Origin of the sequence: Emcibacter sp. SYSU 3D8 (genome assembly GCF_039655875.1) — a bacterium.
Taxonomy (GTDB): Bacteria; Pseudomonadota; Alphaproteobacteria; order SMXS01; family SMXS01; genus RI-34.
The window spans coordinates 752328-776135 of sequence record NZ_JBBYXK010000002.1 but is presented as its reverse complement, the minus strand read 5'-3'; the positions used below and the strand labels follow the sequence as shown (position 1 = coordinate 776135).

The 23808-nt window shown below is 64.9% G+C and carries 29 protein-coding genes; 11 read left to right on the top strand and 18 right to left on the bottom strand.

Features of this window, described 5'->3' with window-relative positions:
• Positions 1–55: 55 nt before the first annotated feature.
• From hisA to hisB, 4 genes are all read right to left on the bottom strand, one after another.
• Positions 56–775 carry a 1-(5-phosphoribosyl)-5-[(5-phosphoribosylamino)methylideneamino]imidazole-4-carboxamide isomerase gene (gene hisA, locus WJU21_RS09655; RefSeq protein ID WP_346323197.1) on the bottom strand — a complete coding sequence of 240 codons (720 nt, stop codon included), beginning with the start codon at positions 773–775 and terminating at the stop codon, positions 56–58.
• Positions 772–1425 carry an imidazole glycerol phosphate synthase subunit HisH gene (gene hisH, locus WJU21_RS09650; protein ID WP_346323196.1) on the bottom strand — a complete coding sequence of 218 codons (654 nt, stop codon included), beginning with the start codon at positions 1423–1425 and terminating at the stop codon, positions 772–774. Before hisH ends, hisA begins: the two co-directional genes overlap by 4 nt.
• Before the next feature lie 68 nt (positions 1426–1493).
• Entirely contained in the window at positions 1494–1937 is a 444-nt protein-coding gene (locus WJU21_RS09645; RefSeq protein ID WP_346323195.1) for a DUF2628 domain-containing protein, read from the bottom strand.
• Positions 1937–2536, bottom strand: a complete 600-nt coding sequence (hisB, locus tag WJU21_RS09640; protein ID WP_346323194.1) for an imidazoleglycerol-phosphate dehydratase HisB — start codon at positions 2534–2536, stop codon at positions 1937–1939. Before hisB ends, WJU21_RS09645 begins: the two co-directional genes overlap by 1 nt.
• A 120-nt stretch (positions 2537–2656) precedes the next feature.
• Between hisB and hslV the strand changes: the two genes are divergently transcribed.
• From hslV to WJU21_RS09625, 3 genes are read left to right on the top strand one after another with little or no spacing between them, the layout of a single operon-like run.
• Positions 2657–3205: an ATP-dependent protease subunit HslV gene (hslV, locus tag WJU21_RS09635; RefSeq protein ID WP_346323193.1), complete on the top strand. Its 549-nt coding sequence runs from the start codon at positions 2657–2659 to the stop codon at positions 3203–3205.
• Positions 3202–4515, top strand: coding sequence for an ATP-dependent protease ATPase subunit HslU (gene hslU, locus WJU21_RS09630; RefSeq protein WP_346323192.1), 1314 nt, complete (start codon positions 3202–3204; stop codon positions 4513–4515). Before hslV ends, hslU begins: the two co-directional genes overlap by 4 nt.
• Entirely contained in the window at positions 4515–5021 is a 507-nt protein-coding gene (locus WJU21_RS09625; RefSeq protein WP_346323191.1) for an N-acetyltransferase family protein, read from the top strand. Before hslU ends, WJU21_RS09625 begins: the two co-directional genes overlap by 1 nt.
• Positions 5022–5047: 26 nt before the next feature.
• Here the strand turns inward: WJU21_RS09625 and WJU21_RS09620 are convergent, their stop codons facing one another.
• From WJU21_RS09620 to WJU21_RS09610, 3 genes are all read right to left on the bottom strand, one after another.
• On the bottom strand, positions 5048–5617 hold the full coding sequence (locus tag WJU21_RS09620; protein ID WP_346323190.1) for a Smr/MutS family protein: 570 nt from the start codon (positions 5615–5617) through the stop codon (positions 5048–5050).
• Positions 5614–6717: a murein transglycosylase A gene (locus WJU21_RS09615; RefSeq protein ID WP_346323189.1), complete on the bottom strand. Its 1104-nt coding sequence runs from the start codon at positions 6715–6717 to the stop codon at positions 5614–5616. Before WJU21_RS09615 ends, WJU21_RS09620 begins: the two co-directional genes overlap by 4 nt.
• A 138-nt stretch (positions 6718–6855) precedes the next feature.
• Positions 6856–7539, bottom strand: coding sequence for a Tim44/TimA family putative adaptor protein (locus tag WJU21_RS09610; protein WP_346323188.1), 684 nt, complete (start codon positions 7537–7539; stop codon positions 6856–6858).
• 143 nt (positions 7540–7682) lie between these two features.
• Between WJU21_RS09610 and WJU21_RS09605 the strand changes: the two genes are divergently transcribed.
• Positions 7683–8153, top strand: a complete 471-nt coding sequence (locus WJU21_RS09605; protein ID WP_346323187.1) for an FxsA family protein — start codon at positions 7683–7685, stop codon at positions 8151–8153.
• A gap of 62 nt (positions 8154–8215) precedes the next feature.
• Positions 8216–8689 carry a protein-export chaperone SecB gene (secB, locus tag WJU21_RS09600; RefSeq protein ID WP_346323186.1) on the top strand — a complete coding sequence of 158 codons (474 nt, stop codon included), beginning with the start codon at positions 8216–8218 and terminating at the stop codon, positions 8687–8689.
• Between the two features lie 34 nt (positions 8690–8723).
• Here secB and dnaQ read toward each other — a convergent pair whose 3' ends face one another.
• Genes dnaQ through WJU21_RS09575 form a run of 5 tightly spaced genes read right to left on the bottom strand, consistent with a single transcriptional unit; the run spans position 8724 to position 12357 of the window.
• Entirely contained in the window at positions 8724–9392 is a 669-nt protein-coding gene (gene dnaQ / locus WJU21_RS09595) for a DNA polymerase III subunit epsilon (RefSeq protein WP_346323185.1), read from the bottom strand.
• Positions 9393–10028, bottom strand: a complete 636-nt coding sequence (gene coaE, locus WJU21_RS09590; RefSeq protein ID WP_346323184.1) for a dephospho-CoA kinase — start codon at positions 10026–10028, stop codon at positions 9393–9395.
• Positions 10025–10912 (bottom strand): shikimate dehydrogenase, encoded by an 888-nt coding sequence (locus WJU21_RS09585; RefSeq protein ID WP_346323183.1) that lies wholly within the window; start codon positions 10910–10912, stop codon positions 10025–10027. The genes coaE and WJU21_RS09585 overlap by 4 nt, the downstream gene beginning before the upstream one ends.
• Positions 10913–10945: 33 nt before the next feature.
• A complete protein-coding gene (locus tag WJU21_RS09580; protein ID WP_346323182.1) occupies positions 10946–11536 on the bottom strand; it encodes a Maf family nucleotide pyrophosphatase in 591 nt (196 codons plus the stop codon).
• Positions 11533–12357, bottom strand: a complete 825-nt coding sequence (locus WJU21_RS09575) for a pyruvate, water dikinase regulatory protein (protein ID WP_346323181.1) — start codon at positions 12355–12357, stop codon at positions 11533–11535. The genes WJU21_RS09580 and WJU21_RS09575 overlap by 4 nt, the downstream gene beginning before the upstream one ends.
• 377 nt (positions 12358–12734) lie before the next feature.
• Between WJU21_RS09575 and hemE the strand changes: the two genes are divergently transcribed.
• The 3 genes from hemE to rho all read left to right on the top strand — a co-directional run bounded on the left by hemE (position 12735) and on the right by rho (position 15764).
• Entirely contained in the window at positions 12735–13784 is a 1050-nt protein-coding gene (gene hemE / locus WJU21_RS09570; RefSeq protein WP_346323180.1) for a uroporphyrinogen decarboxylase, read from the top strand.
• Positions 13785–13802: 18 nt separating this feature from the next.
• Complete coding sequence (hemJ, locus tag WJU21_RS09565) at positions 13803–14255, top strand: protoporphyrinogen oxidase HemJ (RefSeq protein WP_346323179.1); 453 nt, start codon at positions 13803–13805, stop codon at positions 14253–14255.
• A gap of 240 nt (positions 14256–14495) precedes the next feature.
• Positions 14496–15764 carry a transcription termination factor Rho gene (gene rho / locus WJU21_RS09560; RefSeq protein WP_346323178.1) on the top strand — a complete coding sequence of 423 codons (1269 nt, stop codon included), beginning with the start codon at positions 14496–14498 and terminating at the stop codon, positions 15762–15764.
• A gap of 42 nt (positions 15765–15806) precedes the next feature.
• Here the strand turns inward: rho and coaA are convergent, their stop codons facing one another.
• The 6 genes from coaA to WJU21_RS09530 all read right to left on the bottom strand — a co-directional run bounded on the left by coaA (position 15807) and on the right by WJU21_RS09530 (position 21759).
• On the bottom strand, positions 15807–16754 hold the full coding sequence (gene coaA / locus WJU21_RS09555) for a type I pantothenate kinase (protein WP_346323177.1): 948 nt from the start codon (positions 16752–16754) through the stop codon (positions 15807–15809).
• A gap of 35 nt (positions 16755–16789) precedes the next feature.
• Positions 16790–17776, bottom strand: a complete 987-nt coding sequence (locus WJU21_RS09550; RefSeq protein ID WP_346323176.1) for a quinone oxidoreductase — start codon at positions 17774–17776, stop codon at positions 16790–16792.
• Between the two features lie 4 nt (positions 17777–17780).
• Positions 17781–18479, bottom strand: a complete 699-nt coding sequence (locus WJU21_RS09545) for a dienelactone hydrolase family protein (RefSeq protein WP_346323175.1) — start codon at positions 18477–18479, stop codon at positions 17781–17783.
• Positions 18480–18620: 141 nt separating this feature from the next.
• A complete protein-coding gene (locus WJU21_RS09540) occupies positions 18621–19169 on the bottom strand; it encodes a DUF1003 domain-containing protein (RefSeq protein WP_346323174.1) in 549 nt (182 codons plus the stop codon).
• A gap of 101 nt (positions 19170–19270) precedes the next feature.
• Entirely contained in the window at positions 19271–19720 is a 450-nt protein-coding gene (locus WJU21_RS09535; RefSeq protein WP_346323173.1) for a methylated-DNA--[protein]-cysteine S-methyltransferase, read from the bottom strand.
• Positions 19717–21759, bottom strand: a complete 2043-nt coding sequence (locus WJU21_RS09530) for a thioredoxin domain-containing protein (RefSeq protein ID WP_346323172.1) — start codon at positions 21757–21759, stop codon at positions 19717–19719. Before WJU21_RS09530 ends, WJU21_RS09535 begins: the two co-directional genes overlap by 4 nt.
• A gap of 75 nt (positions 21760–21834) precedes the next feature.
• Here WJU21_RS09530 and WJU21_RS09525 point away from each other — a divergent pair, with 75 nt between their 5' ends.
• The 3 genes from WJU21_RS09525 to mnmE are packed head-to-tail and all read left to right on the top strand — an operon-like array spanning position 21835 to position 23762.
• Positions 21835–22101, top strand: coding sequence for a DUF6489 family protein (locus WJU21_RS09525; RefSeq protein WP_346323171.1), 267 nt, complete (start codon positions 21835–21837; stop codon positions 22099–22101).
• A 3-nt stretch (positions 22102–22104) separates the two neighbouring features.
• On the top strand, positions 22105–22464 hold the full coding sequence (locus WJU21_RS09520) for a (2Fe-2S) ferredoxin domain-containing protein (protein ID WP_346323170.1): 360 nt from the start codon (positions 22105–22107) through the stop codon (positions 22462–22464).
• Positions 22461–23762, top strand: a complete 1302-nt coding sequence (mnmE, locus tag WJU21_RS09515) for a tRNA uridine-5-carboxymethylaminomethyl(34) synthesis GTPase MnmE (protein WP_346323169.1) — start codon at positions 22461–22463, stop codon at positions 23760–23762. The genes WJU21_RS09520 and mnmE overlap by 4 nt, the downstream gene beginning before the upstream one ends.
• Positions 23763–23808 lie beyond the last annotated feature (46 nt).

The window sequence follows — 23808 nt, the reverse complement described above, 5'->3', positions numbered from 1 at the left end:
ACACCGGCGTCATCCCCGCGCACGCGGCAACGACGGGAACAGGTAAGGGCGAACCTCATCTCAGCAGCTCCAGCGCCGCACCGGGATCCAGCCTGCCGTCATACAGCGCGCGTCCCGAGATGACGCCCTCGAACGGCGCGCCCGTGGCCTTCAGCGCGGCCAGGTCATCCAGCGACGCGACGCCGCCCGAGGCGATCACCGGAATCTTCGTCGCTCGCGCCAATGCCGCGGTCTGTTCCACATTGACGCCGGTCAGCGCCCCGTCGCGGTCGATGTCGGTGTAGATGATGGCCGCGACGCCCGCATCCTCGAACTGGCGCGCCAGATCGACCACGGTGATGGTCGAGGTCTCCACCCAGCCTTCGACGGCCACCATGCCGCCGCGCGCGTCGATGCCGACGACGATGCGGCCGGGAAAGCGCTTGCAGGCCTGCTTCACCGTGGCCGGGTCGCGCAAGGCCATGGTGCCCAGGATCACCCGGCGCACACCCTTTTCCAGCCACATCTCGATGGTCGCCATATCGCGGATACCGCCGCCCAGCTGCACCGGCAGTGTGATCGCCTGCAGGATCGACTCGACGGCAGGCGCGTTGACGGGCTTGCCCTCGACCGCGCCGTTCAGGTCGACCAGGTGCAGCCACTGGAAACCGGCCGCCTGGAACTCGAGCGCCTGGGCGGCCGGGTTCTCGCCATAGACGGTCGCCTTGTCCATGTCGCCATAGAGCAGGCGCACGCACTTGCCGTCCTTCAGATCGATGGCTGGAAACAGGATCACGGTGTCCACCTCAGGAAGTTGGCGATCAGCCGCAGTCCCGCCGCCTGACTCTTTTCAGGGTGGAACTGGCTGCCGATCATGTTGGCCCGGCCGACCAGCGCCGTGACCGGTCCGCCATAATCGGCGGTGGCCAGCAGATCGCCCGGATCGGTGGGCCGGAAGGCATAGGAATGCACGAAATAGACATGTTCGCCGCTCTCGATGCCCTCGAGAACGGGATGAGCGCGGCACAGCGCCAGGTCGTTCCAGCCCATATGCGGGATTTTCAGCTCCGGATCCGCCGGCGCCAGCGGCTCGACCGCGCCGCGCAGCCAGCCAAGGCCGGGATGGCGGCCATGCTCGAGGCCCCATTCCGCCATCAGCTGCATGCCGACGCAGATGCCGAAGAAGGGCGCCTTGCGGCCATGTACGGCGGTCTCGAGCGCCTCGCCCATGCCGTCGATGGCAAGCAGGCCCCGGCGGCAGTCGGCAAAGGCGCCCACGCCGGGCAGCACCACGCGGGAGGCCGATGCGATCACCGCCGGATCGGCGGTGACGACAATGTCCTGTCCAGTGCCCGCCTCGGCGGCCGCACGGGCGAATGCCTTTTCGGCCGAGCGCAGATTGCCCGAGCCGTAGTCGATGATCGCGACGGTTTCAGCCGTAGCCATGGCCCTGTTCTCGCGGGGTTTGGTTGTTGGGGCATATGCCCGCATCAGGCGGGCGTGACAAGTTCAAACTACGCCGGGATCGCCGGCGCGGCGGAATGGAGCCCGGCCTCAGGGACTGCTGCCGGCGGCGCCGCGGCAAGCTGGTTGAGGCGTTTGCCGAAATAGCGGATCTCGGCCTCGTCGATGGACTCACCGGTGGCGACACCGGTCTCGACAAAGCCGCGCCGGGTCAGCGCCGCGCGGTAACAGTCCCGGCCGAAGATGCCGGCGCCGATGCCGATCACCACCTGGATGGCGATGTGGAGATATTCCGGCACGCCCAGCGCCGTCTGGCCGAAACCCAGCAGCAGGAACAGGCCCAGCACCGCGAATCCGGCCAGCCAGGCCCGGTGCGCCCACAGCCACAGGAAGGAGAACAGGAAGGCCCAGATGCTGAAGCCCTCGCGGACAAACTCGACCTCGCCCTCGACGCCGCCCTTTTCGTGAACGGTATAGAGCTTGGTGCCGGCCATCAGAGGCTCCCGCCGAGCACGCCCTTGGTCGAGGGCACGGCATCGGCCTTGCGCGGATCGACGGCAAGCGCCTGCTTCAGACTGCGGGCAATGCCCTTGAAGCAGCTTTCGACGATGTGGTGGTTGTTCTCGCCGTAAAGATTCTCGATGTGCAGCGTGCAGCCGGCCGACTGGGAGAACGCCTGGAACCATTCCTTGAACAGTTCGGTGTCCATGTCGCCCAGCTTGGGCTTGGAGAAGTCCACCTTCCAGATCAGGTAGGGACGGTTCGACATGTCCAGCGCCACGCGGGTGCAGGTTTCGTCCATGGGAATGATCGCCGAGCCGTAGCGCTCGATTCCCTTGCGGTCGCCCAGCGCCTGAGACACGGCCTCGCCGATGGCGATTCCGGTATCTTCGGTGGTGTGATGGAAGTCGATATGCAGGTCGCCCTCGGCGCGGACCGTGAGGTCCATCAGCGAGTGGCGCGACAGCTGCTCGAGCATGTGGTCGAGGAAGCCGATGCCGGTCTGGACGTCATAGCTGCCGGTCCCGTCGATGTTCACCTCGACGGATATCCGGGTTTCCTTGGTGTTTCGTTCGATCTTGGCTTTGCGCATGTCGCATTCTCATACCGGGAACCGCGGTTATTGTGTAGTTCTGTTTTCCGGCGGGACAAGGCTAACCGGTCGCCGGATCCCCTGTTGCAACCCCTGTTCAAGGTCCCTATGTAACCAGCCATGTCCGATAATACCTCCTGGCACGGAACCACCATCCTTTCGGTCCGCAAGGCCGGCACGCTCGTCATGGCGGGCGACGGCCAGGTCTCGATGGGCAACACCATCATCAAACCGAACGCCCGCAAGGTGCGGCGGATCGGCGACGGCGGCATCATCGCCGGCTTCGCGGGCGCCACCGCCGATGCCTTCACCTTGTTCGAGCGGCTCGAGGGCAAGCTGGAAAAGCACAGCGGCAATCTGACCCGCGCCTGCGTCGAACTGGCCAAGGACTGGCGGACCGACCGCTATTTGCGCCGGCTGGAAGCGCTGCTGGCCGTCGGCGACAAGGATACCAGCCTGCTGCTGACCGGCACCGGCGACGTGCTGGAGCCCGGCGACGGCATTATCGCCATCGGCTCGGGCGGCAATTACGCGCTGGCCGCGGCCAAGGCGCTCTATGACCTGGACCTGAGTGCCGAGGACATCGTGCGCCGGTCGATGAAGATCGCCGCCGAGATCTGCGTCTTCACCAACGAGAATCTCACCGTCGAAGTGCTGGAGGGCAAGTGAGCGCCTTTTCACCCCGCGAGATCGTCTCCGAGCTCGATCGCTACATCGTCGGCCAGAATGACGCCAAGCGCGCCGTGGCCGTGGCGCTGCGCAACCGCTGGCGCCGCCAGCAGCTGCCCGACAGCCTGCGCGACGAGGTGCTGCCCAAGAACATCCTGATGATCGGCCCGACCGGTGTCGGCAAGACCGAGATATCGCGCCGCCTGGCCAAGCTGGCGGAAGCGCCGTTCATGAAGGTGGAGGCCACCAAGTTCACCGAAGTGGGCTATGTGGGCCGTGATGTCGAATCGATCATCCGCGACCTGCTGGAGCTGGCCATCGTCATGGTGCGCGAAAAGAAGCGCAAGGAAGTACGCGCCCGCGCCGAACTGGCCGCCGAGGAACGCGTGCTCGACGCGCTGGTCGGTACCGATGCCCGGCCCGACACCCGCGAGAAATTCCGCCAGAAGCTGCGCGCCGGCGAAATGGACGACAAGGAAATCGTCGTCAAGGTGGCCGATAATGCCGGCGGCAACCTGCCGACCTTCGACATTCCGGGCATGCCCGGCGCCCAGATGGGCATGCTCAACCTGAACGACATGTTCGGCAAGATGATGGGCGGCCGTACCCGCGACAAGCGCACCACCGTGCTGGAAAGCCATCCCCTGCTGGTGGCCGAGGAAAGCGACAAGCTGCTGGACGACGAGGACGTCACCCGCGCGGCCATCGACGCGGTGGAGCAGACCGGCATCGTATTCCTGGACGAGATCGACAAGATCACCGCCCGTTCCGGCGAGCGCAGCGGCGCCGACGTGTCGCGCGAAGGCGTGCAGCGCGACCTGCTGCCGCTGATCGAAGGCACCACGGTCAGCACCAAATACGGCCCGGTCCGGACCGACCACGTGCTGTTCATCGCCTCCGGCGCGTTTTCGATCGCCAAGCCGTCCGACCTGTTGCCGGAACTGCAGGGCCGCCTCCCGATCCGGGTGGAACTCAAGGCATTGAGCCGCGACGATTTCCGGCGCATCCTGACAGAACCGGAAGCCTCGCTGATCAAGCAGTACAAGGCGCTGATGGAGACCGAAGGCGTGACCCTCGACTTCACCGATGACGGCATCGACGCGCTGGCGGAAACCGCCTACGAGGTGAATCTGTCGGTGGAAAACATCGGCGCCCGCCGGTTGCACACCATCCTGGAGATGGTGCTGGACGAAATCAGCTTCGACGCAACCGACAAGCCAGGCACCACGATCACCGTCGACGCCGCCTATGTCGATGCCCAGGTGGGCGAGCTGGTGCGCGACACCGACCTGTCGAAGCACATCCTGTAATGGCGGCCGCCCGCCACGGTACCGAAGCGGACCTGGCGGCGATCACCGAGATCTACAATTATTTCGTCGCCAATACGGTGATCACCTTCGACACCAGGCCGTTCCGCGCCTCGGACCGGATCGGCTGGTTCAACCAGTTCGCCCGGCAGGGCCCGCATCAGATATTCGTAGCCGCAAGCGCCGGCAACGTCATCCAGGGCTTCGCCTATTCAAGCCCGTTTCGTGACAAGCCGGCCTATGAAAAGACCGTAGAGGTGGCGATCTATCTGGCGCCCCATGCCGACGAGCAGGGCATCGGCAGCACGCTCTATGGCGCGCTGTTCTCGGCGCTCGACCGGGAGCCGGCATTGCACCGCGCCGTGGCGTTGATTTCCCAGCCCAATCCCGGATCGGCCGCGCTGCATGAGAAATTCGGCTTCAGGACCATCGGCGAACTCAGCGAGGCCGGGTTCAAGTTCGGCCGCTATATCGACATCCTGTTGATGGAACGGGCGTTTTCGGCCTGACACCCACCCTTCGGGGTGAGAGCCAATCAGCGGATTCGTCGCAGCACCACATAAAGCGCGCCATCACCGCCGTGCTGGGCACTGGCAGGATTCCAGGCCACGACCCGCGCCCGGTTGTCGCCCTCGGACAGCCATTGCGGGACAAGGTTGCGCAGGATGCCGGTGCGCGGCTCGGTCCAGGCGTGCTCGCCGTCGTCCTTCTTCGCGCCGCCCTTGCCGGTGACCACCAGCACCACCCGCTTGCCCGCTTCCTGCGACCGGGCAAGAAACGGCCCCAACGCGCGCCAGGCCTTTTCCTGGGTCATGCCGTGCAGGTCGAGCCGGCCCTCGACAGGCAGTTTGCCGCGCTGCAGCCGCTTGGCGCGGGCGCCGTCGAGACCGGCAAGCGATTGCGGTGCCGGCGCGGCGTGGCGCGGCGGCATGTCGAAGACGGGCTCGGCCGCCCAGCGGCGGGCCGGATGGTCGCGCACCGGAATGTCGCGCGGATGGCGCCACGCATCGAAGCGCACGGCCTTGCCGCCCTTCAGCGGCGCCACGTCCCGGGTCACCGCCGCCCAGAGTGCTGCGTCTTCCGGCCTGAGAGGCTTGCGGGTCATGGTCCCGGCTTTTGCCGGAGCGCCCGCGCGGCCGGCCCCTGGGGCAGCAGGATATAATAGCGGCCCCGGTCCTTCATGGCGCCCGCGGCTGACTCGGCCCTGTCACCCTCGCCCCAGTAGAAGTCGCCGCGGACAATGCCGCGAATGGCGCCGCCGGTATCCTGGGCGACCACCAGCCGGTTCAGCTTGCGCGCGCCGTCGTCGCTTTCCACGTCGAGCCACAGCGGTGCGCCGAGCGGCATATAAGTGCGGTCGACCGCCATGGACCGGCCACCGGTGAGAACCACGCCCTGCGCGCCAATGGCGCCTTCGGCATGCTGTTCCTCGAAAAACACATAGGAGGCGTTCTCGTCCATCAGCGCCTTGCCTGCACCGGGATGCTCGTTCACCCAGGCGCGAATGCTCTGCATGCTGGTCTCTTCCCGGGTCATCTCGCCGCGCTGCACGAGCAGCCTGCCAATTGCCGTATAGGGGTGTCCGTTCTGTCCGGCATAGCCGAGCCGGACCATGCCGCCGTCGGGCAGGCGCACAAGGCCCGAACCCTGGATTTGCAGGAAGAAGGCATCGACCGGGTCTTTCAGCCACATGATCTCGAGGCCGCGGTCCGCCAGCGCGCCGCCGACGATGTCGCCGCGCGAGGCGAACGGCACCAGCCTGTTTCCATCCAGCTTGCCGGCGATGCGCTCGCCCTTGAGGCCGGGGCGGAACAGGCCCAGATCGACCATCACCAACTCGGGCGGCACCGCGTGGAGCGGCACAGTGTAGGTTTCGTCGCGGCTGCGGCTGCCCTGCACCATGGGCGCGTAATAGCCCGTGAACAATCCCTTCGCCTCACCGCCGCTGCGCACCGCGAACGGGCGGAAGCGGTCTTCGAAAAAGCGCCGGGCGGCAATGGGGTCACCCGGCCTGAGCGCCTGGGCATCGCGGCAATCCCCCTGCCACTCGCCCACGGTGCCGGCAAAGCCAGCGCCGTCCATGGGCTTGCCGGGCGGTTGCCTGAGCAGGGTCTCGCACGATTTCAGGAAGGCGCGCAACGCGGCGGCCTGGTCGTCCCGGTCCCAGCCTTCAAGGTCGGCCCAGAAAACCTGCCTGAGTTCCATTGCCGGCTGCTCGCCGGGCGCAAGCGTCCCAGGGCGTGTCAGCAGCCAGATGCCCGCAGCGGTTATCGCAGCAAGCAGAAGCAGGACAAGAATGAAGGGAGATCTGGTTTGCACCGCCGGCCGGCCCTCGCGGCCCGGTCAGTCGCGGGAGTCGGTAGCGACAAGGGCCCAGTTCGGGTCGCGGGCCTTTACCTGGCGCGAGAACGTCCAGACGTCCGTCACCGTTTCGGTGTCCGACGGATTGCCCTCGATGATCCGGCCTTCGCTGTCGCGCACGACGCTGATCAACTCGGCCTTGATCATCACGGTCACATCCGCCGTGCCGTTTTCCAGCCTGGCGTCGGTGATCTCGCTCTGGAGGATATCGACGATCGTCGTCTGCATGGTCTGGTCCGCGGCCTCGCGCTCGGCGATGGCCGCCTCGAAATCACGCAGCACGTCGGGACTGAGCAGCGACCGCAGGGTTTCGCGGTCGCCTTCGGCAAATGCCGTCGTCACCATATCGTAGGCTGCGCGGGCCCCTTCGAGGAACCCGTCCGGATCGAAGCTGTGATCGGCAACCATGATCCGCGACAGCGACTTGCCAAGCGGGGTGTCACGGTCGAAACCGGTGGCGGCGCCCGCAGGCGGCGCCAGCGGCGCGCGGTCGCGGCCCGGAAGATCGACAGTCTTGGCCTCGGCCGGAGACGACGCGCGTTCGAGGCCCGCCGGATTCTCCTGGCGGTGCTCATTGCCGGTCCGGCGGCCGAGCACGCTCACCAGTCGCAGGATGATGAATCCCGCGAGCAGAGCCAGAAGTATGAGGTCGAGTCCGCCGCCCATGTTACTACGTATAGCCTTTCGCTTCGGCACGTCCGGTTGAAGGAACCCATATCCGATCCCAGGTGACAAGGTGTCGGTGGGCCGCCCGCAAGGCGCAGGGCCGTATCGACCATAGATAATTCGCAGTTGCCGAAAGAACAAGCATGCTGATTGCCCTCGTCCTGATATTCGTCGCGATCCCGGCGCTGGAGATCTACCTGTTCGTCCAGGTCGGCGACCTCATCGGCGCGGGTCCGACCGTGGCGCTGGCGTTCCTCGCGGTGGCTGTGGGCATGGCGGTTATCCGCATGCAGACGCCGCGGGCAATCGGCCGGGCGCAGGAGAGCCTGAGGCGTGGCGAGGCGCCGGTCACCGACGTGCTGGACGGCATCGCGCTGATCGGCGCCGGCGGCCTGTTGATCCTGCCGGGCTTCTTCACGGACGTGCTCGGCCTGTTGCTGCTGGTTCCCTGGGTCCGCCGGTCGCTGGGCTATGCCGTACTGCACCGGGCGCTCAAGCCCGCCCAGGCCCGCGCGGCAGCGGCGGGTGTCGTCGATGGCGAGTTCGTGGTGATGGACACCTCCCGTTCGCCGGATCCCTCGAGCAACCAGCCGCGACTGCCGCCAGCGCCATAAGCCGGTTGAAGCGCCACCGCGCCGCCGCTAAAGTCCGCGCGCTTCATTCCAGCGAGGATTACATGAACGACAAGAACGAGCAGGCGGAGAACCAGGGCGGCCAGGTCGTCCTGTTGACGCAATATGTGAAAGACCTGTCGTTCGAGAGCCCGAACACGCCAGCGATCTTCCAGACCAACGAGGAGCAGAAGCCCCGCATCGACGTCAACGTGTCGGTCCGCGTCAACCAGGTGGGTTCCGAGGGTTTCGAGGTTGTCATGACGGTCAACGTCAAGGCGACCAGCGGCGACATGGTCGCCTTCCTCGTCGAACTGGAATACGGCACGCTCTGGGGCATTCGCGGTGTCCCGGAAGAGCACCTGCCGCCGGTGCTGCTCGTGGAATGCCCGCGCCTGATGTTCCCGTTCGCCCGGCGCGTGCTGGCCGACGCCATCCGCGACGGCGGCTTTCCGCCGGTACTGTTGGAGCCCGTGGACTTCGCCGCGCTGTACCGCGCCCAGCACCTGGCCGATGCCGAAACCGGCAAGCCGAACTGAGCGCCGCCGCCTGAGTCGCCTCGCGGCCCGATCGCTATTCCTGAAGCCAGAGCGCGCCCTTGATCGTTGCGATGAACGCCGCGTGTGCGGCCAGTTCCTCAATCGTCGGCGCATGCGGGCGCGGCGGACGGATGTTGCGCTGGACGGCGACACTGATCTGCGCCGCCTGAACCGACAGCACAAGGCCCGGCTGACGGCCGCCGATCAGCTCCAGATAGACCTCGGCCAGCAATTCCGAGTCGAGCAAGGCGCCGTGCAGGGTGCGGCCACTGTTGTCGACGGCGAAGCGCCGGCACAGCGCATCGAGGCTGTTGTTGGCGCCGGGAAATTTCCGGCGCGCCAGCGCCAGCGTGTCGATCACCCGCTCGCCGGGAATGAGCGGCCGGCTGGCGCGCTGCAGTTCGGCGTTGAGAAAGGCCATGTCGAACGAGGCGTTGTGAGCGATCAGCGCGCCATCGTCGATGAAGGCAAGGAAGTCGTCCGCAACCTCGGGAAAGCGAGGCTTGTCGGCAAGAAAGTCCTCGGACAATCCGTGCACCTGAAAGGCGCCCGCCGGCATGTCCCGGTCCGGATTGAGATAGACGTGGAAGCTGCGCCCGGTGGGCATGTGGTTGACCAGCTCGAGACAGCCGATCTCGACCACACGGTGACCCTGCAGCGGATCGAAGCCGGTGGTTTCCGTATCGAGGACGATTTCGCGCATCTATCTCCGCCGTAGCAGGATTCGGCCCGGCCAGACCCGGGCGCGGCCGGTTTCCCGGATGGTGCGGAGGATACGCTCCACGGCCTGCCGTGCAAAGGCCTTGCCGAGGCCGGAATGCACCACGAAGTCCGCCTTCCGGCGCTTGACCCGGTCCGGAGTCTGCAAGGCGAGCACATGGTTGAGGCGATCCTCGGTCATGCCCGGCCGGGCGAGTACCCGGCGCCGCTGCACCTCGGCCGGTGCCGAGACGACCACGGAATAATCCACGTAGCGGTCGCCTCCGGTCTCGAACAATAGGGGAATATCGAGCACCACCACGGCCTCGCCGCGCGCCTGCGCCTGTTGCAGGAAGCGACGCTGGGCCCGGCCCACCAAGGGGTGGACGATGCGCTCGAGCTTGCGCAATTCCTCGGGCTTGCCGAATACCCGCTTGCCCAGTTCGGCCCGGTCGACGGCGCCATCCCGGACCACGCCCGGAAACGCCGCTTCGACCGGCTTCACCGCCGCGCCGCCTTTGCGCATCAGCGCATGGACCGCCGCGTCGGCGTCGTAGACGGGCACGCCCGCGCGCCGGAACATGCGGGCGGTCTCCGACTTGCCCATGCCGATGGAGCCGGTCAGTCCGATCAGGATCATTTTCCCCCCAGGTCGCTGACAATCAGGTTACGAAGCGCGGGTGTCACTTCCGGACGGACGCCGAACCAGGCCTCGAAGCCGGGCGCGGCCTGATGCAGCAGCATGCCCAGACCGTCCACCACGAGGTTGCCGCGCGCCCGCGCCGCGGCCAGCAGGTCGGTTTCCAGCGGCACATAGACGATGTCGTTGACCAGCGCGTCCGGAGGCAGGTCATCGAGCCGCAGCTCCAGCGGCTGCTGTCCCTGCATCCCCATGCTGGTGGTGTTGACCAGTAGCGCCGCGCCGGCCAGCGCCGCCTCGCGTTCATCCCACGCGACGACCTCGACCTTCCCCTGCCCCAGCACCCCGGCAAGTTCCTCGGCACGGCCGCGGGTCCGGTTGGCGAGGCGAATCTGCGGCACGCCCGCATCGAGCAGCGCCACCAGCACCGCCCGTGCCGCCCCGCCTGCGCCCAGCACCACGGCGGGTCCGGCCTCGAGGCGGAGCTCTGGCGCCTGGACCAGGAACCCGGCATGTCCGGCGCCCCTCGAATCCTCGGTGAATTGCGCACGCAGCGCGCTGTTGGCCCCGGCCGTCAGATTGGCAAGAAAGCCTTCGGCATCCGTATTGGTGGCATGGATAGCGCCGTCCCTGACGACCAGGGTGTTGGCCGCGCCGATGCGGCGGGCGAGGTCATCCACGACATCGGCGGCTTCGAGCGCCGCGTGCTTGTGCGGCACCGTGCAATTGCAACCCGCATAGCCCTGGCCCGGCAAAGCGCGGATGGCGGCGACCGCCTCCTCCGGCCGCACCGGCAACAGGCCGTAGCTGCCGGCAATGCCGTACAGCTCGAGCCAGTAGCCGTGAATAAGCGGCGAGCGGGAATGGGCGACAGGCCATCCCATGACGCCTGCCTTGATGGGTTCCGCGGATGACACTCAGGCCTCGATCAGTTGGCGGTGTCTCAGAAAAGCCAACAGCGGCAGCAAAGGCAAGCCCAGGATGGAGAAGAAATCGCCGCTGACCCGCTCGAACAGCTGCGCGCCCCGGCCTTCAAGCTGATAGGCGCCGACGCTCAGCAGGGCATCGTCGCCGACGGCCGACAGATAGGTCTCGATAAAGCAGTCGCTGAATGGCCGCATGACAAGCTCCGGGCGTTCACTATGCCGCCACAGCACCTCGCCGTCGCGAACCAGGGCCGTGGCGGTGCACAGATGGTGGGTCCGGCCGCGCAGGCGCCGCAGATGGCTGCGCGCCTCGTCGAGGTTGGCCGGCTTGTCGAACAGCGCGTCGCCGCAGACCAGCATCTGGTCCGCACCGATGACTACCGCGCCGGGATACGCCGGCGAGACGGCGACGGCCTTGATGGCGGCAAGCGCTTCGGCGACGGCCATGGGGTCGGCGCCTGCCATCTGCCGCTTGGTGACGAATTCATCGACATCTGCCGCGCACGTATCGAATTCCAGTCCGGCCTGGCGGAGCAACGCAGCGCGCACCCGGCTGCCCGACGCCAGCACCAGCCGGTTCATTCCCTGTCCAACTCTTCCTGCCGGCGCTGATAGAGACTGTAGATCGCGGCGGCGGTCTCCTCGATGGAGCGGCGGGTGACGTCGATGATCGGCCAGCCCCGTTTCAGATACAGGCGGCGCGCCGCGGTGATTTCCTCGGTCACCGCCTCAGGATCCGCATAGGCCGTATCCTCGGGCTCGGACAGGGCGCGCATCCGGGTGCGGCGGATATGCACCAGCCGATCGGGCGAGACCGTGAGCGCCACGATCAGCGGCCTTTTCAGCCCGTCCAGCTCCTCTGGCAGCGATACGCCTGGCACGATCGGAATATTCGCAACCTTCAGGCCCCGATTGGCCAGATAGATGCCGGTCGGCGTCTTCGATGTCCGGGACACGCCCAGCAGGATGATGTCGGCCTGATGCAGGTCGTCGGTTCGCAGACCATCGTCGTGGGCCATGGTGAACCCCATGGCCTCGATGCGGCCGAAATATTCGGCGTTCATCTCGTGCTGCTGGCCGGGACGGCCCGAACCCTCGGCACCGAGAAACCGGCCGAAGGCGTCCATCACCGGATCGAGCACGGCGATCGACAGCATACCCAGCGCGCGGCAGCCTTCCTCGAGTTGGGTGCGCAATTCGCGGTCGACCAGCGTGTAGAGCACCAGGCCGGGCGTGCGCTGGATCGCGGCAAGCGCCAGCTCCATCTGCTTGGTGCTTCTGAGCATGGCGTGCATGTGTTCCATGGCATCGAAGCCTTCGAACTGCGCGAGTGCAGCCTTGGCCACGGAACTCAGCGTTTCGCCGGTGGCGTCGGATACCAGATGGAGGTGAAATCGTTGCATGAACCGCCCAATTTTTCGCTGTGCACGAACTGTGCATAACCTGGCCGCGATGGCAACAATTGCAGCCCGGTCAGTGAGAACGGGGATAAACCGGTCAAAGAGTGAATCGGTTGAACAAGATTCGCGGTGGGCCTGTGAATCACGGTAAGGACGTCGCGCCGGGACTCTTTTATCCCCATGATTCACACCAGTGTGTCGGGCGGATTCATTCGATAGCCGTGGACTTGTCCACCATAGCGGCGAGCTGCCGAAAAACCGGGCATAAAGGTGGTCAGTATGCAGTCAAGTATTGTATGACTGCGCAACCCCCGTGACTCACAGGCATCCACTACAACTACTACCTTACCCCTATAAAAAATCTTTAAGGAAAGAGGCGCGTGAACAAGCCTTCCACCGGCAAGCGTCTGATCGACGCGCTGGCCCATCGTCCCGTGGACCGGCCACCTTTCTGGTTCATGCGTCAGGCTGGCCGATATCTGCCGGAATACCGCAAAATCAGGGCACAGGTCGGCGACTTCCTGGAGCTGTGCTACAGCCCCGAAGCCGCTGCGGAAGTGACGTTGCAGCCGATCCGCCGGTACGGCATGGACGCAGCGATCCTGTTCGCCGATATCCTGCTGATCCCCGACGCGCTGGGCCAGAAACTGGAATATCGGGAGGGTGAAGGTCCTGTACTCGAGCCGATCCGGACCGGGGCCGGCGTGGCCGCGCTTGACCCCGCCACCATCCATGAGCGGCTATCACCGGTTTATGAAACCGTCAGCCGGGTAGCCGGCGCGCTGCCGGACGGCACCGCGCTGATCGGGTTTGCGGGATCGCCCTGGACGGTAGCCTGCTACATGGTCGAAGGACACGGCTCGAAGGAATTCCAGGAAACCAGGTTGTGGGCCCTGCGCGATCCGCAGGTGTTCGGCGCCCTGATCGATGTTCTGGTTGAGGCAACGACAGCCTATCTGGGCCATCAGATCGAGGCCGGCGCGCATGCGGTGCAATTGTTTGACAGCTGGTCGGGCGTGTTGTCCGAGGATCAGTTCGCCCGCTGGTGCGTGGCGCCGACACAGGCCATCGTCAGCCAGCTGAAGCAGCGCTATCCCGATGTGCCGGTGATCGGATTTCCGCGCGGCGCCGGGTCAAAAACGGCGGATTATGTCGCCGCTACCGGTATCGACGGTGTCGGAATCGATACCTCCATGCCGGTGGGATGGGCAGCCCGGACGTTGCAGAGCACAGTCGCAATCCAGGGCAACCTGGATCCTCTGGCTGTCGTGACTGGCGGCAAGGCGATGGAAGACCAGGCACGGCACATTCTCGGTACATTGTCGAACGGACCTTTCATCTTCAACCTGGGCCATGGCATCGTGCCCCAGACGCCACCCGAACATGTGGCGGCGCTATCCGAGCTGATCAGGAACTGGCGCAACGCCTGATATTGCGGGAGACCATCGATGCCCCTGTTTCTGGCTGAAATTCAACCCTGGCTCCTGGCGCTGCACATCATTGCGGTGATCGCGTGGATGGCGGGCATGCTCTATCTGCCGCGGCTGTTCGTCTACCACTCGGGCACCATGCCGGGCTCGGAGGCATCCGAGATATTCAAGGTCATGGAACGCAGGCTGCTGAAGGCGATCATCAATCCGGCCATGATCGTGGCGTTCATCCTGGGCGTGCTGCTGCTTTGGGCCAGCGACTGGACCTTTCTGAAACACGGCTGGATGCATGGAAAACTTGCTCTCGTGTTCCTGATGTTTGGGGTGCATGGCGTGATGGCGGGCCATGTGCGGCGATTCCGCGAGGATCAGCGGGCCAGGACCGCCCGGTATTACCGGGTGATGAACGAAATTCCGACCGTGCTCATGATCGGGATTGTGCTACTGGTGGTAGTCGGCAGCCGGACGTGACGCCCTGTTCGAGCGCTTTCCGGGTGTCGCTATTTTTGCTGGACAAGGCTTGAACCATTGGCCATTGTGGCCATATCTCATGGCAGTAATCGCTGTCGCACCCCTTTCCGGGGTCTCTCGGAAAAACACTCCACAGAACCAGTACGACCAACCGGTGGGACGCAATGAGTTGGCATTTGCCACTTGATCCCGGGTCGGTCGCAACAGTTCCCTCCTTCCAGAAGGCAATCGGATATTCCGATGAATCTACAAGAACTTAAGGGCAAGTCGCCGCCTGACTTGCTGGCGTTCGCCGAAGAGCTCGAAATCGAGAACGCTTCGAACATGCGCAAACAGGACATGATGTTTGCGATCCTCAAGCAACTGGCGTTTCAGGGCGAAGAGATCACCGGTAGCGGTGTGCTCGAAGTGCTGCAGGACGGGTTCGGTTTCCTGCGGTCGCCCGAGGCGAACTATCTGCCCGGTCCCGACGACATCTATCTCAGTCCGACCCAGATCCGCCGTTTCGGAATGCGGACCGGCGACACCATCGAGGGTCCGATCCGGGCACCGAAGGACAGCGAGCGCTATTTCGCACTGCTCAAGGTCAACACCATCAATTTCGAGGATACGGAGAAGGCCCGGCACAAGGTCAACTTCGACAACCTCACGCCGCTCTATCCCGACGAACGGCTGGTGCTGGATCGCAGCGATGCCAAGGGCGATTCGAAAAACGAGGATCTGAGTTCCCGGATCATCGATATCATCTCGCCACTCGGCAAGGGCCAGCGCGCCCTGGTCGTGGCGCCGCCGCGTACCGGCAAGACCGTCTTGCTGCAGAATATCGCGCATTCCATCAGCGCCAATCACCCGGAAGTCTATCTGATCGTGCTGCTCATCGACGAGCGGCCCGAGGAAGTGACCGACATGGCGCGCTCGGTAAAGGGCGAGGTCATCAGTTCGACCTTCGACGAGCCGGCAACCCGGCACGTGGCTGTCACCGAGATGGTCATCGAGAAGGCCAAGCGCCTTGTCGAGCACAAGCGCGACGTGGTGATCCTGCTCGATTCGATCACCCGCCTGGCACGTGCCTACAATACCGTTGTGCCGTCGTCCGGCAAGGTGCTGACCGGCGGCGTGGACGCCAACGCCCTGCAGCGGCCCAAGCGTTTCTTCGGCGCTGCCCGTAACATCGAGGAAGGCGGTTCGCTGACCATCATCGCCACCGCGCTGATCGACACCGGCAGCCGCATGGACGAGGTGATCTTCGAGGAATTCAAGGGTACGGGTAACTCGGAAATCATTCTGGACCGCAAGGTTTCGGACAAGCGGGTGTTCCCGGCGATCGATATCCTGAAATCCGGCACCCGCAAGGAAGAGTTGCTGGTCGACAAGGGCACCTTGTCGAAGATGTGGGTGCTGCGCCGCATCCTCAACCCGATGGGTACGGTCGATGCCATCGAGTTCCTGCTGGGCAAGGTCAAGGACAGCAAGAACAACGCCGATTTCTTCGAGTCGATGAATACCTGATCTGATTGCCGTTCCCGTCACGCGGGGACGGCGTTCGGACACCTACGCCCCCCTGAGCGCCACGGATTCCATGGTGTGATCATTGCCCTTGCGCAGGATCAGGTCGGCGCGCTGGCGGGTGGGCAGGATATTGCGGCGCAGATTCACCAGATTGATGGTCTCCCAGATCGAGGTGGCGGTGTCCTGCGCCTCGGCCTCGGTCAGCATGGCATAGCGATGGAAATAGGATTGCGGATCGCGGAACGCGGTTTCCCGCAGGCGCAGGAAGCGTTCCACATACCATTGGTGCAGATCTGCCTCGGTGGCGTCGATATAGATCGAGAAATCGAAGAAATCCGACACATAGGGCATGGGCTCGGAGGCGGCCGGGCTGGTCTGCAGCACGTTGAGTCCCTCGACGATCAGGATGTCAGGCACATCGACCACCAACCGTCTGTCAGGCTGCACGTTGTAGACCAGGTGTGAATAGGTCGGTGCCGACACGTTGTGCTTGCCGGCCTTCACGTCGGCCATGAACGCCAGCATGGCATGGAGATCGTAGCTTTCGGGAAAGCCCTTGCGGTTCATGATGCCGCGGCGTTCCATTTCCTCGTTCGGCAGCAGAAAGCCATCGGTGGGCACCAGGTCCACCCGGGGATGATCCGGCCAGCGGCTAAGCAGTGTCCGCAGGATGCGGGCCGTGGTGCTCTTGCCAACCGAGACGCTGCCCGCCATGCCGATGATGTAGGGCACCTTGCGCGACTCGAGGCCGAGGAACCGGTTGGTGGCGCGAAACAGCTGCTGCGAGGCGGCGTAGTGCAGGTTGATCAGCCGCGACATGGGCAGATAGATGTCCACCACCTCGTCCATGGAGATGGGCTCGTTGAGGCCCTTCAGCTGGTCGAGTTCTTCAGGCGACAGGGTGAGCGGCGTATCTTCACGCAGCCGCGACCATTCGGCGCGGGTAAACGTCCGGTACGGCGAAACAATAGGTGGTGTCTTGCGATTCATTGGGCCTGCTTGGCCTGTACGGGGTCGGGCGGACGTCAGGCCGGCTCGTCAGGCAGGATGACGGTGGAACCGGTATGTTTGCGGCCTTCCGCGTCCCGATGCAACCGAACGATGTCGTCCAGCCGGTAGGTCTGATTGATTTCTATGCGGACGGCGCCCCGGCGGATGACATCGAACAGCGCGCTCACGGCCTTGTCGCGTTCGCCGGACTCTGCGATGTAGGCATTGATGCCGGGCCGCGTGACGTAGAGCGAGCCCTTTGCCGCGAGGATGCCCAGATTGACGCCGGTGACGGCGCCCGATGCATTGCCGAAGCTGACCATCAGGCCGCGTGGACGCAAGCAGTCGAGCGAGGCTTCCCAGGTGTCCTTGCCAATGGAATCGTAAACCACCGGTACGCCCTGCCCGCCGGTCAACTGCCGCACCCGGGCCGGGATGTCGTCGCGGCCGGTGATCAGGACGTGAGCGCAGCCATGTGCCAGGGCGATCTCGGCCTTGGCCTCGCTGCCGGCGGTGCCGATGACGGTGGCGCCGAGATGTCTTGCCCACTGGCAGGCGATGAGACCGACGCCGCCGGCGGCTGCATGGAACAGGATGGTGTCGCCGGGCTGGACCTCGTAGGTCCGGCGCAGCAGGTATTCAGCGGTCAGGCCTTTCAGCAGCGAAGCGGCGGCAACCTCGAAGGTAATGTCCGCGGGAAGACGGATCAGGGTGTCGGCCGGAACAATCCACTTCTCGGCATAGGCCCCGGGACCGGCGCTGATGGTCGCCACCCGATCACCGACCCGGAAATCGCTGACGCCGGCACCGACGGACTCGACGATGCCGGCCGCCTCGTTGCCCATGCGCGCCGGCATCTTCATGGGATAGACGCCCGCGCGCTGGTAGGTGTCGAGGAAGTTGAAGCCGATAGCCGCATTGCGCATGACGACCTCGCCTGGACCGGGTTCGGCCAGTGCGAGTTCGCGCAGTTCCATGACCTCGGGCGGGCCCTGACGGTCGATGATCACGGCCCGGACCATCGGGCTAGTCGAGATTGGCGGCGAAGAAGTCGAGTGTGCGCTTGTTGGCCAGGTCGGCATCCGCCTTGTCGTAATGCTCACCGCCGGTCCGGGCGAAGGCGTGATCACGGCCCGGATAATCGTGCAGGGTGACCCTGGCATTGGCGTCGAGGCCCGCATGCATGGCGGCCTGCGCCTCCTTGGGCACGAAGCCGTCCTCGGACGCCACATGCAGCAGCAGCGGCTTCCTGATGCCGGACGCCTCGGAAAGCCGGTCGTTGATCGAGACACCGTAATAGCCGACGGCCGCGTCGATGCTGGTTCGCGCCGCCGTCAGATAGGCGAGCAGACCGCCCAGGCAATAACCGACGGCGCCCACCTTGCCGGTGCATCCGTCCATGTTGCGCAGTGCGTCGATGGTGGCGGCGATATCCTCGATGCCCTTGTCGATGTTGAAGCCGTTGAACAGCTCGAATGCCTTGGCCCAGTCGGCCTCGGTCTTGTCGGTGAGTTGGATACCCGGTTCCTGCCGCCAGAACAGGTCGGGCGCCAGGGCGATGTAACCCTGGGAAGCGAGCCAGTCGGCGGTTTCGCGGACGAAGGAGTTCACGCCGAAAATCTCCTGGATCACGACGACGGCCGGTCCCCGGCCGCTTTCAGGTTTGGCGAGATAGCCCATGAAGGTGCCGCTGCCATCCGTGGCCTGGATATTGATCTCGCTCATCCGTGATCTCCTTCTGTCCTGTGGTGACGCGAACTCTAGTGGGACGGCTGAAGGGTCTCAAGACTATTGGACACGCGGTAGGTGCCGTGACCGGCAGCTTTGCCGGTGACCGACGCCCAGGGCGGACCAGAAGCGGCGGGATCAGGTCGGCTGCGGCGGGCAGACGGACCGGTGGATTTCGCCGATCAGCTTCTCCACCTTCTCGGTCAGATTCCGCACATCCTCGGTAAGTTGGGTGTTCTCGCGCATCATCTCGAGCAGCAGCGTGGTCTGCTGCGTGGAAAACAGCTGGCGCTCGGCGTTGGCGGTGTTCATGTCCTCACGGTGCTGCGCGTCGGCCTGGGCGTTGGCCTTGTCGCGGTCGGCCTGCCGGGTCTGGGCCAGCAGGATCAGCGGCGCGGCATAGGCGGCCTGGAGGCTGAACGCCAGGTTGAGCAGGATGAAGGGGTAAATGTCGAATTCGACGAGCCCCATTTCATTGGCGACGATCCAGCAAACGACGATCAGCGTCTGGCCGATAAGAAAGCCCGGCGTGCCGAAGAACCGGGCAAAGGCTTCCGCCCGGAGTGAAAACCAGTCGTCGCCAAAGACCGGGGCCAGATGGGCATGGGGAAGGTGAAACCGGAAATAATATTGCTCGCTGGATTTCTTGACCTTGGCGGCAGGTATTTCCTGGGAGATTTCGGCCATGGTGATCGACCCTTCTCATAAATTCGGGTGTGGCAAGCGGACAGGTTTTTCACCCTGCCTGATGGCAGCGCAGCAGTCGGGCGAAAGACGATGCGTGAATGTTAGGGCAGTGCGCGCTCGAGGCGCAGCAGGAACATTTTGGTTTCGGTGCCGCCCTCCCCCGAATATCCGCCAAGACCGCCGCCAGCGGCGAGAATCCGGTGGCACGGGATGAGGATCGGTATCGGGTTGGCGCCGCACGCGCCGCCGACAGCGCGGGAGGCCGACTGAAGCTGGCCGGCAACGCTTCCGTAAGTCTCTGTTTTCCCGTAGGGAATTTTGCGCATTGCCGTCCATACCCGGTGGCGGAAAGGCGTGCCGTGGGGACGCAGGTTCAGGTTGAACTGCGTCAGGTCGCCGTCGAAGTAGAGGTGCAATTGCCGCCGGGCTTCGAGCAATAACGGCGTTTCGGTCTGCACGGCGCCCCAGCCCCAGTCGAGGGAGACGATGGCGCCGTCATCCTCGCTTACCGTCAGATCGCCCACCGGACTATGGAGCGAAAGCTGGGTCATGGCGCACCTCCTGCCAGCTTTTCCCGCAGCGCCGAGTCATCGGTGATCGGCAGGGAACATGTCTGGCCATGGCAGATATAAGCGGTGGCCCTGCCGCCGGTCCGCGTCTTGCCGCTTGCCGGATGCGTAGGCGGCAACGCGGGGCCGTCCGGCACGACCTGCACGATCCTGTTGGGCAGCGAAACGCCGAAGACGACGCGAAGCATGGCCTGTGCATCGGGCGCATCCCGGTCGCCGACAATGACGATCTGGTCGGCGTTCAGCAGGAGATCGAACCCGCACAGCAGGGTCGCATGGGCCGGCGCCTGGTTGGCCACCGCCGCGGCAAAGCCGGATACCAGTTGCTCGGCCCGGTCGCGCCAGGCGGCGTCGCCGGTCAGCAATGCCAGTTTGGCGAACACTTCGACCATCACGCCGTTGCCGGCGGGCACGGCGTTGTCGGTGGCGTGACGCGACCGGACGATCAGCGCCTCGGCGTCGTCGGCGGTGAAATAATAGCCGCCGTTCCCGCGGTCGCGGAAACGTGCATCGACGGTCCGCGCCCAGGCCTCGGCGTGGCCGAGATAGGCCGGCTTCCCGGTTGTCTCGTACAGTTGGAGCGCGGCGCGCGCCATGTTGGCATAGTCGTCCAGCATGCCTTCATGCTGCGCTTTTGCTGCGCGGTAAGAGTGCAGCAAACGGCTGTTTCCCGCCGAATCCGTGCGGGTCTGATCCCGCATGATCGCGGCGAATGCGGTCTCGGCCAGCGCCATCCATGCGGGCTCGTCGAACGCCGCCGCCGCGCCGGCGAGCGCCGCGATCATCAGGCCGTTCCAGTCCGCGAGGACCTTGTCATCCCAGCCCGGATGGATTCGTGCGTCGCGCACGGTGAACAACAGGCCGCGCAGCCGGGTCATCAGCGTCTCGGTGTCCTCGTCCGGCTTCTCGCGCAGGTGCAGCCGGTTCAGGATGTTGCGGCCCTCGAAATTGCCGCGCGGGCTCACGTCGTAGATCTGGGCGAACAGGTCGGTGTTGGTTCCAAGGAATTCCTGCAGTTCGGTGGCCGACCAGACATAGAACTTGCCCTCCTCGCCCTCGCTGTCTGCATCTTGGCTAGCGGCGAAGGCGCCGTTTTCCGCAATCATCTCGCGTGCTGCCCAGGCAATGGTTTCGCGCAGCCGCTGCTCGAACAGCGGGTTGCGGTCGTCGAGCCACGCCGATGTCAGCAATTCGATGATCTGGGCGTTGTCGTAGAGCATCTTCTCGAAATGCGGCACCAGCCAGCGGTCGTCGACCGAATAGCGCGCATAGCCGCCGCCGATATGGTCGTAGATGCCGCCTTCCGACATGCGATCGAGCAGCAGGTCGACGGCGCGTTTGTAGCTGGGCTCGCCGGTCTTGCGGTAGGCCTGCCAGAACAACCGGAAAATCGGCGGATTGGGGAACTTGGGCGTGCCCGACAGGCCGCCGCGGCTGAAATCGACGCTGTTGATCAGCTTGGCGGCGAGCTGCTCGAGGGAATCCTCTCTCAGCGAACCGCCGTCGCTTTCCGCCGACGCCATGAGACCGAGCCGCTGGACCAGCGCCATGCGGTTCTGGTCGACGGTCTCGCGCTCCTCGCGCCAGACCTGGTCGATCCGCTTCATGATGTCGACAAAGCCGGGCTGACCCCAGCGCGATTCCGGCGGGAAATAGGTGCCGCCCCAGAACGGCTCGCCATCCGGCGTAAGGAACATGGTCAGCGGCCAGCCGCCCTGGCTGCCCAGCAACTGCAACGCCGACATGTAGATGGCGTCGATGTCGGGGCGCTCCTCGCGGTCGACCTTGATGCTGACGAACAGGTCGTTCATCACTGCGGCGATTTCCGGGTTCTCGAAGCTTTCGTGGGCCATGACATGGCACCAGTGGCAGGCCGCGTAGCCGATCGACAGCAGGATCGGCCTGTCGGCCGCCCGCGCCTCGTCCAGCGCTGCCGGTCCCCACGGCCGCCAGTGCACGGGATTGTCCTTGTGCTGCAGCAGGTAGGGGCTTGTTTCCTGGTCGAGTAGGTTGCGGGTCATTGGGTTTCCGGGCCCGATTGGTGTACGGTTTCGGTCTGCACCACCCGCCCAGTCAAGCCGCGAGAGGTTACACCGATGAAGGTGACGATAGACATAGACTGCACGCCTGAGGAAGCCCGAACCTTTCTTGGCCTGCCCGACGTCAAGCCGTTTCAGGACTCCATGATGGCCCGGATGCAGGATCAGGTGCAAAAGGGCATCGATACGCTCGGTCCCGAGGCGATGATGAAGACGTTCTTTCCCTCCGGTCTTGCCGGCCTGGAGGAGATGCAGGGCATGTTCTGGCGCATGGCGACGGGCGGCGCGCGGGCGAAATCAGAAAAAGACAAGGAAACAAAGTAGGTTATGCAGACAGATCCACCGCTTTACTTCGCCGGGCATGTGTTCTGCTGCACCAATGAGCGGGCCGAAGGCCATCCGCGCGGGTCGTGCAAGGCCAAGGGGGCCGAGAGATTGCGCGACTATATGAAAAAGCGCGCCAAGGAAATGAAGGTCCGGGGCGTGCGGATTAATGCCAGCGGCTGCCTGGATCGCTGTGAGTTGGGCCCGACCCTGGTGATCTATCCGGAAGGCGTGTGGTACCACTACGACACCGAAGCGGATGTGGACGAGATTCTGGAGCGTCACCTGATCCGGGGCGAGAGGGTCGAGCGGCTGATGCTGCAGCCCGGCCAGACCAGGCTGTCCGAAACGGCCGGAAAATGACCACGATCTATGCGCTGGCCTCGGCGAAGGGCCGTGCCGGCGTCGCGGTGATGCGCCTGTCGGGAGAGGATTCGGGCATTGCGCTGGCCAGCCTGTCCGGCAGGGACGTCCCGCCCCCGCGGCAGGCCGCGCTGCGTTCCTTCGTCGATCCCCATAGCGGCATGACGATCGATCGCGGTCTGGCGATCTGGTTCCCTGGCCCGGCCAGCTTTACCGGTGAGGATGTGGCCGAGCTGCACCTGCATGGCGGGCCATCGGTGATTGCCGCGATGGCGGCAGCCCTCGACCGGCTCGGGCTGCTTCCGGCCGAGCCGGGAGAGTTCAGCCGCCGGGCGTTCGAGCACGGCAAGCTGGACCTGACCGAGGCGGAGGGAATTGCCGACCTTGTGAACGCGGAAACCGAAGCGCAGCGCCTCCAGGCCCTGCGGCAGATGGACGGGGCGCTGGGCGCGGTCTATGAGGGCTGGCGCGGTGATCTGATCCGCGCCCTTGCCTTCCTCGAGGCTGATCTGGATTTTCCCGACGAAGATTTGCCGGGAGGGCTGGCCGCCCGGGTCATGCCCGATCTCCAGCGATTGAGTGCTGAAATCCGCAATCACCTGGCCGATGAGCGGCGCGGCGAGGCGTTGCGGGACGGGTTCCAGATCGTCATCACCGGTGCGCCAAACGTTGGAAAATCCAGTCTTCTCAATGCATTGGCGCGGCGTGACGTGGCAATTGTGTCGGAGATCGCCGGCACCACACGGGACATCATCGAGGTGCGGCTCGATCTGGGCGGTTATCCTGTGACGCTGGTCGATACGGCGGGACTGCGGGATTCCGATGACATTATCGAGCAAGAGGGCGTACGCCGTGCCCGCGCCCGGGCGCAGAATGCGGATCTGCGGTTGCAGCTCCACGAAGCGGGCGGGGCGCTTGGCCTGGGCGAGCCAGATGATCTCATCGTCATCAACAAGGTGGATATTGCGCGACCGTCCGACCGGCCCGGCGCGTTCCTGATTTCGGTCCGGACCGGGGAAGGAATCGATGCGCTGCTTGCCGCCATTGAGGACCGGGTCGTTGGCATGATGGGGCTACGCGATGTTCCCAGTTTGACGCGCGCGCGCCATCGCCGCGCGCTGGAGGCGGCAGCGGGTCATCTTGACCGGGCATGCGCTGCCGTTGCCGGCATGCTGGAGCCGGAGCTGGTTGCAGAGGATGTGCGCCTCGCGGCTCGGGCGCTTGGGCGGATTACCGGGCGTGTCGATGTCGAGGATCTTCTCGATGTGGTGTTCGGCGAGTTCTGCATTGGCAAGTAATCGATCCCGTTCAAGTGATGTTTCACGTGAAACATCCCTGTCTCTT

Coding starts and splice junctions, on each gene's coding strand:
- WJU21_RS09550 (WP_346323176.1), bottom strand. CDS start 17,776: ATGGTCCGGGCCGTGATCATCGACCGTCAGGGCCCGCCCGAGGTCATG.
- WJU21_RS09620 (WP_346323190.1), bottom strand. CDS start 5,617: ATGACCCGCAAGCCTCTCAGGCCGGAAGACGCAGCACTCTGGGCGGCG.
- hisB (WP_346323194.1), bottom strand. CDS start 2,536: ATGCGCAAAGCCAAGATCGAACGAAACACCAAGGAAACCCGGATATCC.
- WJU21_RS09540 (WP_346323174.1), bottom strand. CDS start 19,169: ATGGCCGAAATCTCCCAGGAAATACCTGCCGCCAAGGTCAAGAAATCC.
- secB (WP_346323186.1), top strand. CDS start 8,216: ATGAACGACAAGAACGAGCAGGCGGAGAACCAGGGCGGCCAGGTCGTC.
- WJU21_RS09625 (WP_346323191.1), top strand. CDS start 4,515: ATGGCGGCCGCCCGCCACGGTACCGAAGCGGACCTGGCGGCGATCACC.
- WJU21_RS09575 (WP_346323181.1), bottom strand. CDS start 12,357: ATGCAACGATTTCACCTCCATCTGGTATCCGACGCCACCGGCGAAACG.
- WJU21_RS09610 (WP_346323188.1), bottom strand. CDS start 7,539: ATGGGCGGCGGACTCGACCTCATACTTCTGGCTCTGCTCGCGGGATTC.
- coaE (WP_346323184.1), bottom strand. CDS start 10,028: ATGATCCTGATCGGACTGACCGGCTCCATCGGCATGGGCAAGTCGGAG.
- hemJ (WP_346323179.1), top strand. CDS start 13,803: ATGCCCCTGTTTCTGGCTGAAATTCAACCCTGGCTCCTGGCGCTGCAC.
- hslV (WP_346323193.1), top strand. CDS start 2,657: ATGTCCGATAATACCTCCTGGCACGGAACCACCATCCTTTCGGTCCGC.
- WJU21_RS09530 (WP_346323172.1), bottom strand. CDS start 21,759: ATGACCCGCAACCTACTCGACCAGGAAACAAGCCCCTACCTGCTGCAG.
- coaA (WP_346323177.1), bottom strand. CDS start 16,754: ATGAATCGCAAGACACCACCTATTGTTTCGCCGTACCGGACGTTTACC.
- WJU21_RS09615 (WP_346323189.1), bottom strand. CDS start 6,717: ATGGAACTCAGGCAGGTTTTCTGGGCCGACCTTGAAGGCTGGGACCGG.
- rho (WP_346323178.1), top strand. CDS start 14,496: ATGAATCTACAAGAACTTAAGGGCAAGTCGCCGCCTGACTTGCTGGCG.
- hisH (WP_346323196.1), bottom strand. CDS start 1,425: ATGGCTACGGCTGAAACCGTCGCGATCATCGACTACGGCTCGGGCAAT.
- WJU21_RS09520 (WP_346323170.1), top strand. CDS start 22,105: ATGCAGACAGATCCACCGCTTTACTTCGCCGGGCATGTGTTCTGCTGC.
- mnmE (WP_346323169.1), top strand. CDS start 22,461: ATGACCACGATCTATGCGCTGGCCTCGGCGAAGGGCCGTGCCGGCGTC.
- WJU21_RS09545 (WP_346323175.1), bottom strand. CDS start 18,479: ATGAGCGAGATCAATATCCAGGCCACGGATGGCAGCGGCACCTTCATG.
- WJU21_RS09585 (WP_346323183.1), bottom strand. CDS start 10,912: ATGGGATGGCCTGTCGCCCATTCCCGCTCGCCGCTTATTCACGGCTAC.
- WJU21_RS09580 (WP_346323182.1), bottom strand. CDS start 11,536: ATGAACCGGCTGGTGCTGGCGTCGGGCAGCCGGGTGCGCGCTGCGTTG.
- WJU21_RS09605 (WP_346323187.1), top strand. CDS start 7,683: ATGCTGATTGCCCTCGTCCTGATATTCGTCGCGATCCCGGCGCTGGAG.
- dnaQ (WP_346323185.1), bottom strand. CDS start 9,392: ATGCGCGAAATCGTCCTCGATACGGAAACCACCGGCTTCGATCCGCTG.
- WJU21_RS09525 (WP_346323171.1), top strand. CDS start 21,835: ATGAAGGTGACGATAGACATAGACTGCACGCCTGAGGAAGCCCGAACC.
- WJU21_RS09535 (WP_346323173.1), bottom strand. CDS start 19,720: ATGACCCAGCTTTCGCTCCATAGTCCGGTGGGCGATCTGACGGTAAGC.
- WJU21_RS09645 (WP_346323195.1), bottom strand. CDS start 1,937: ATGGCCGGCACCAAGCTCTATACCGTTCACGAAAAGGGCGGCGTCGAG.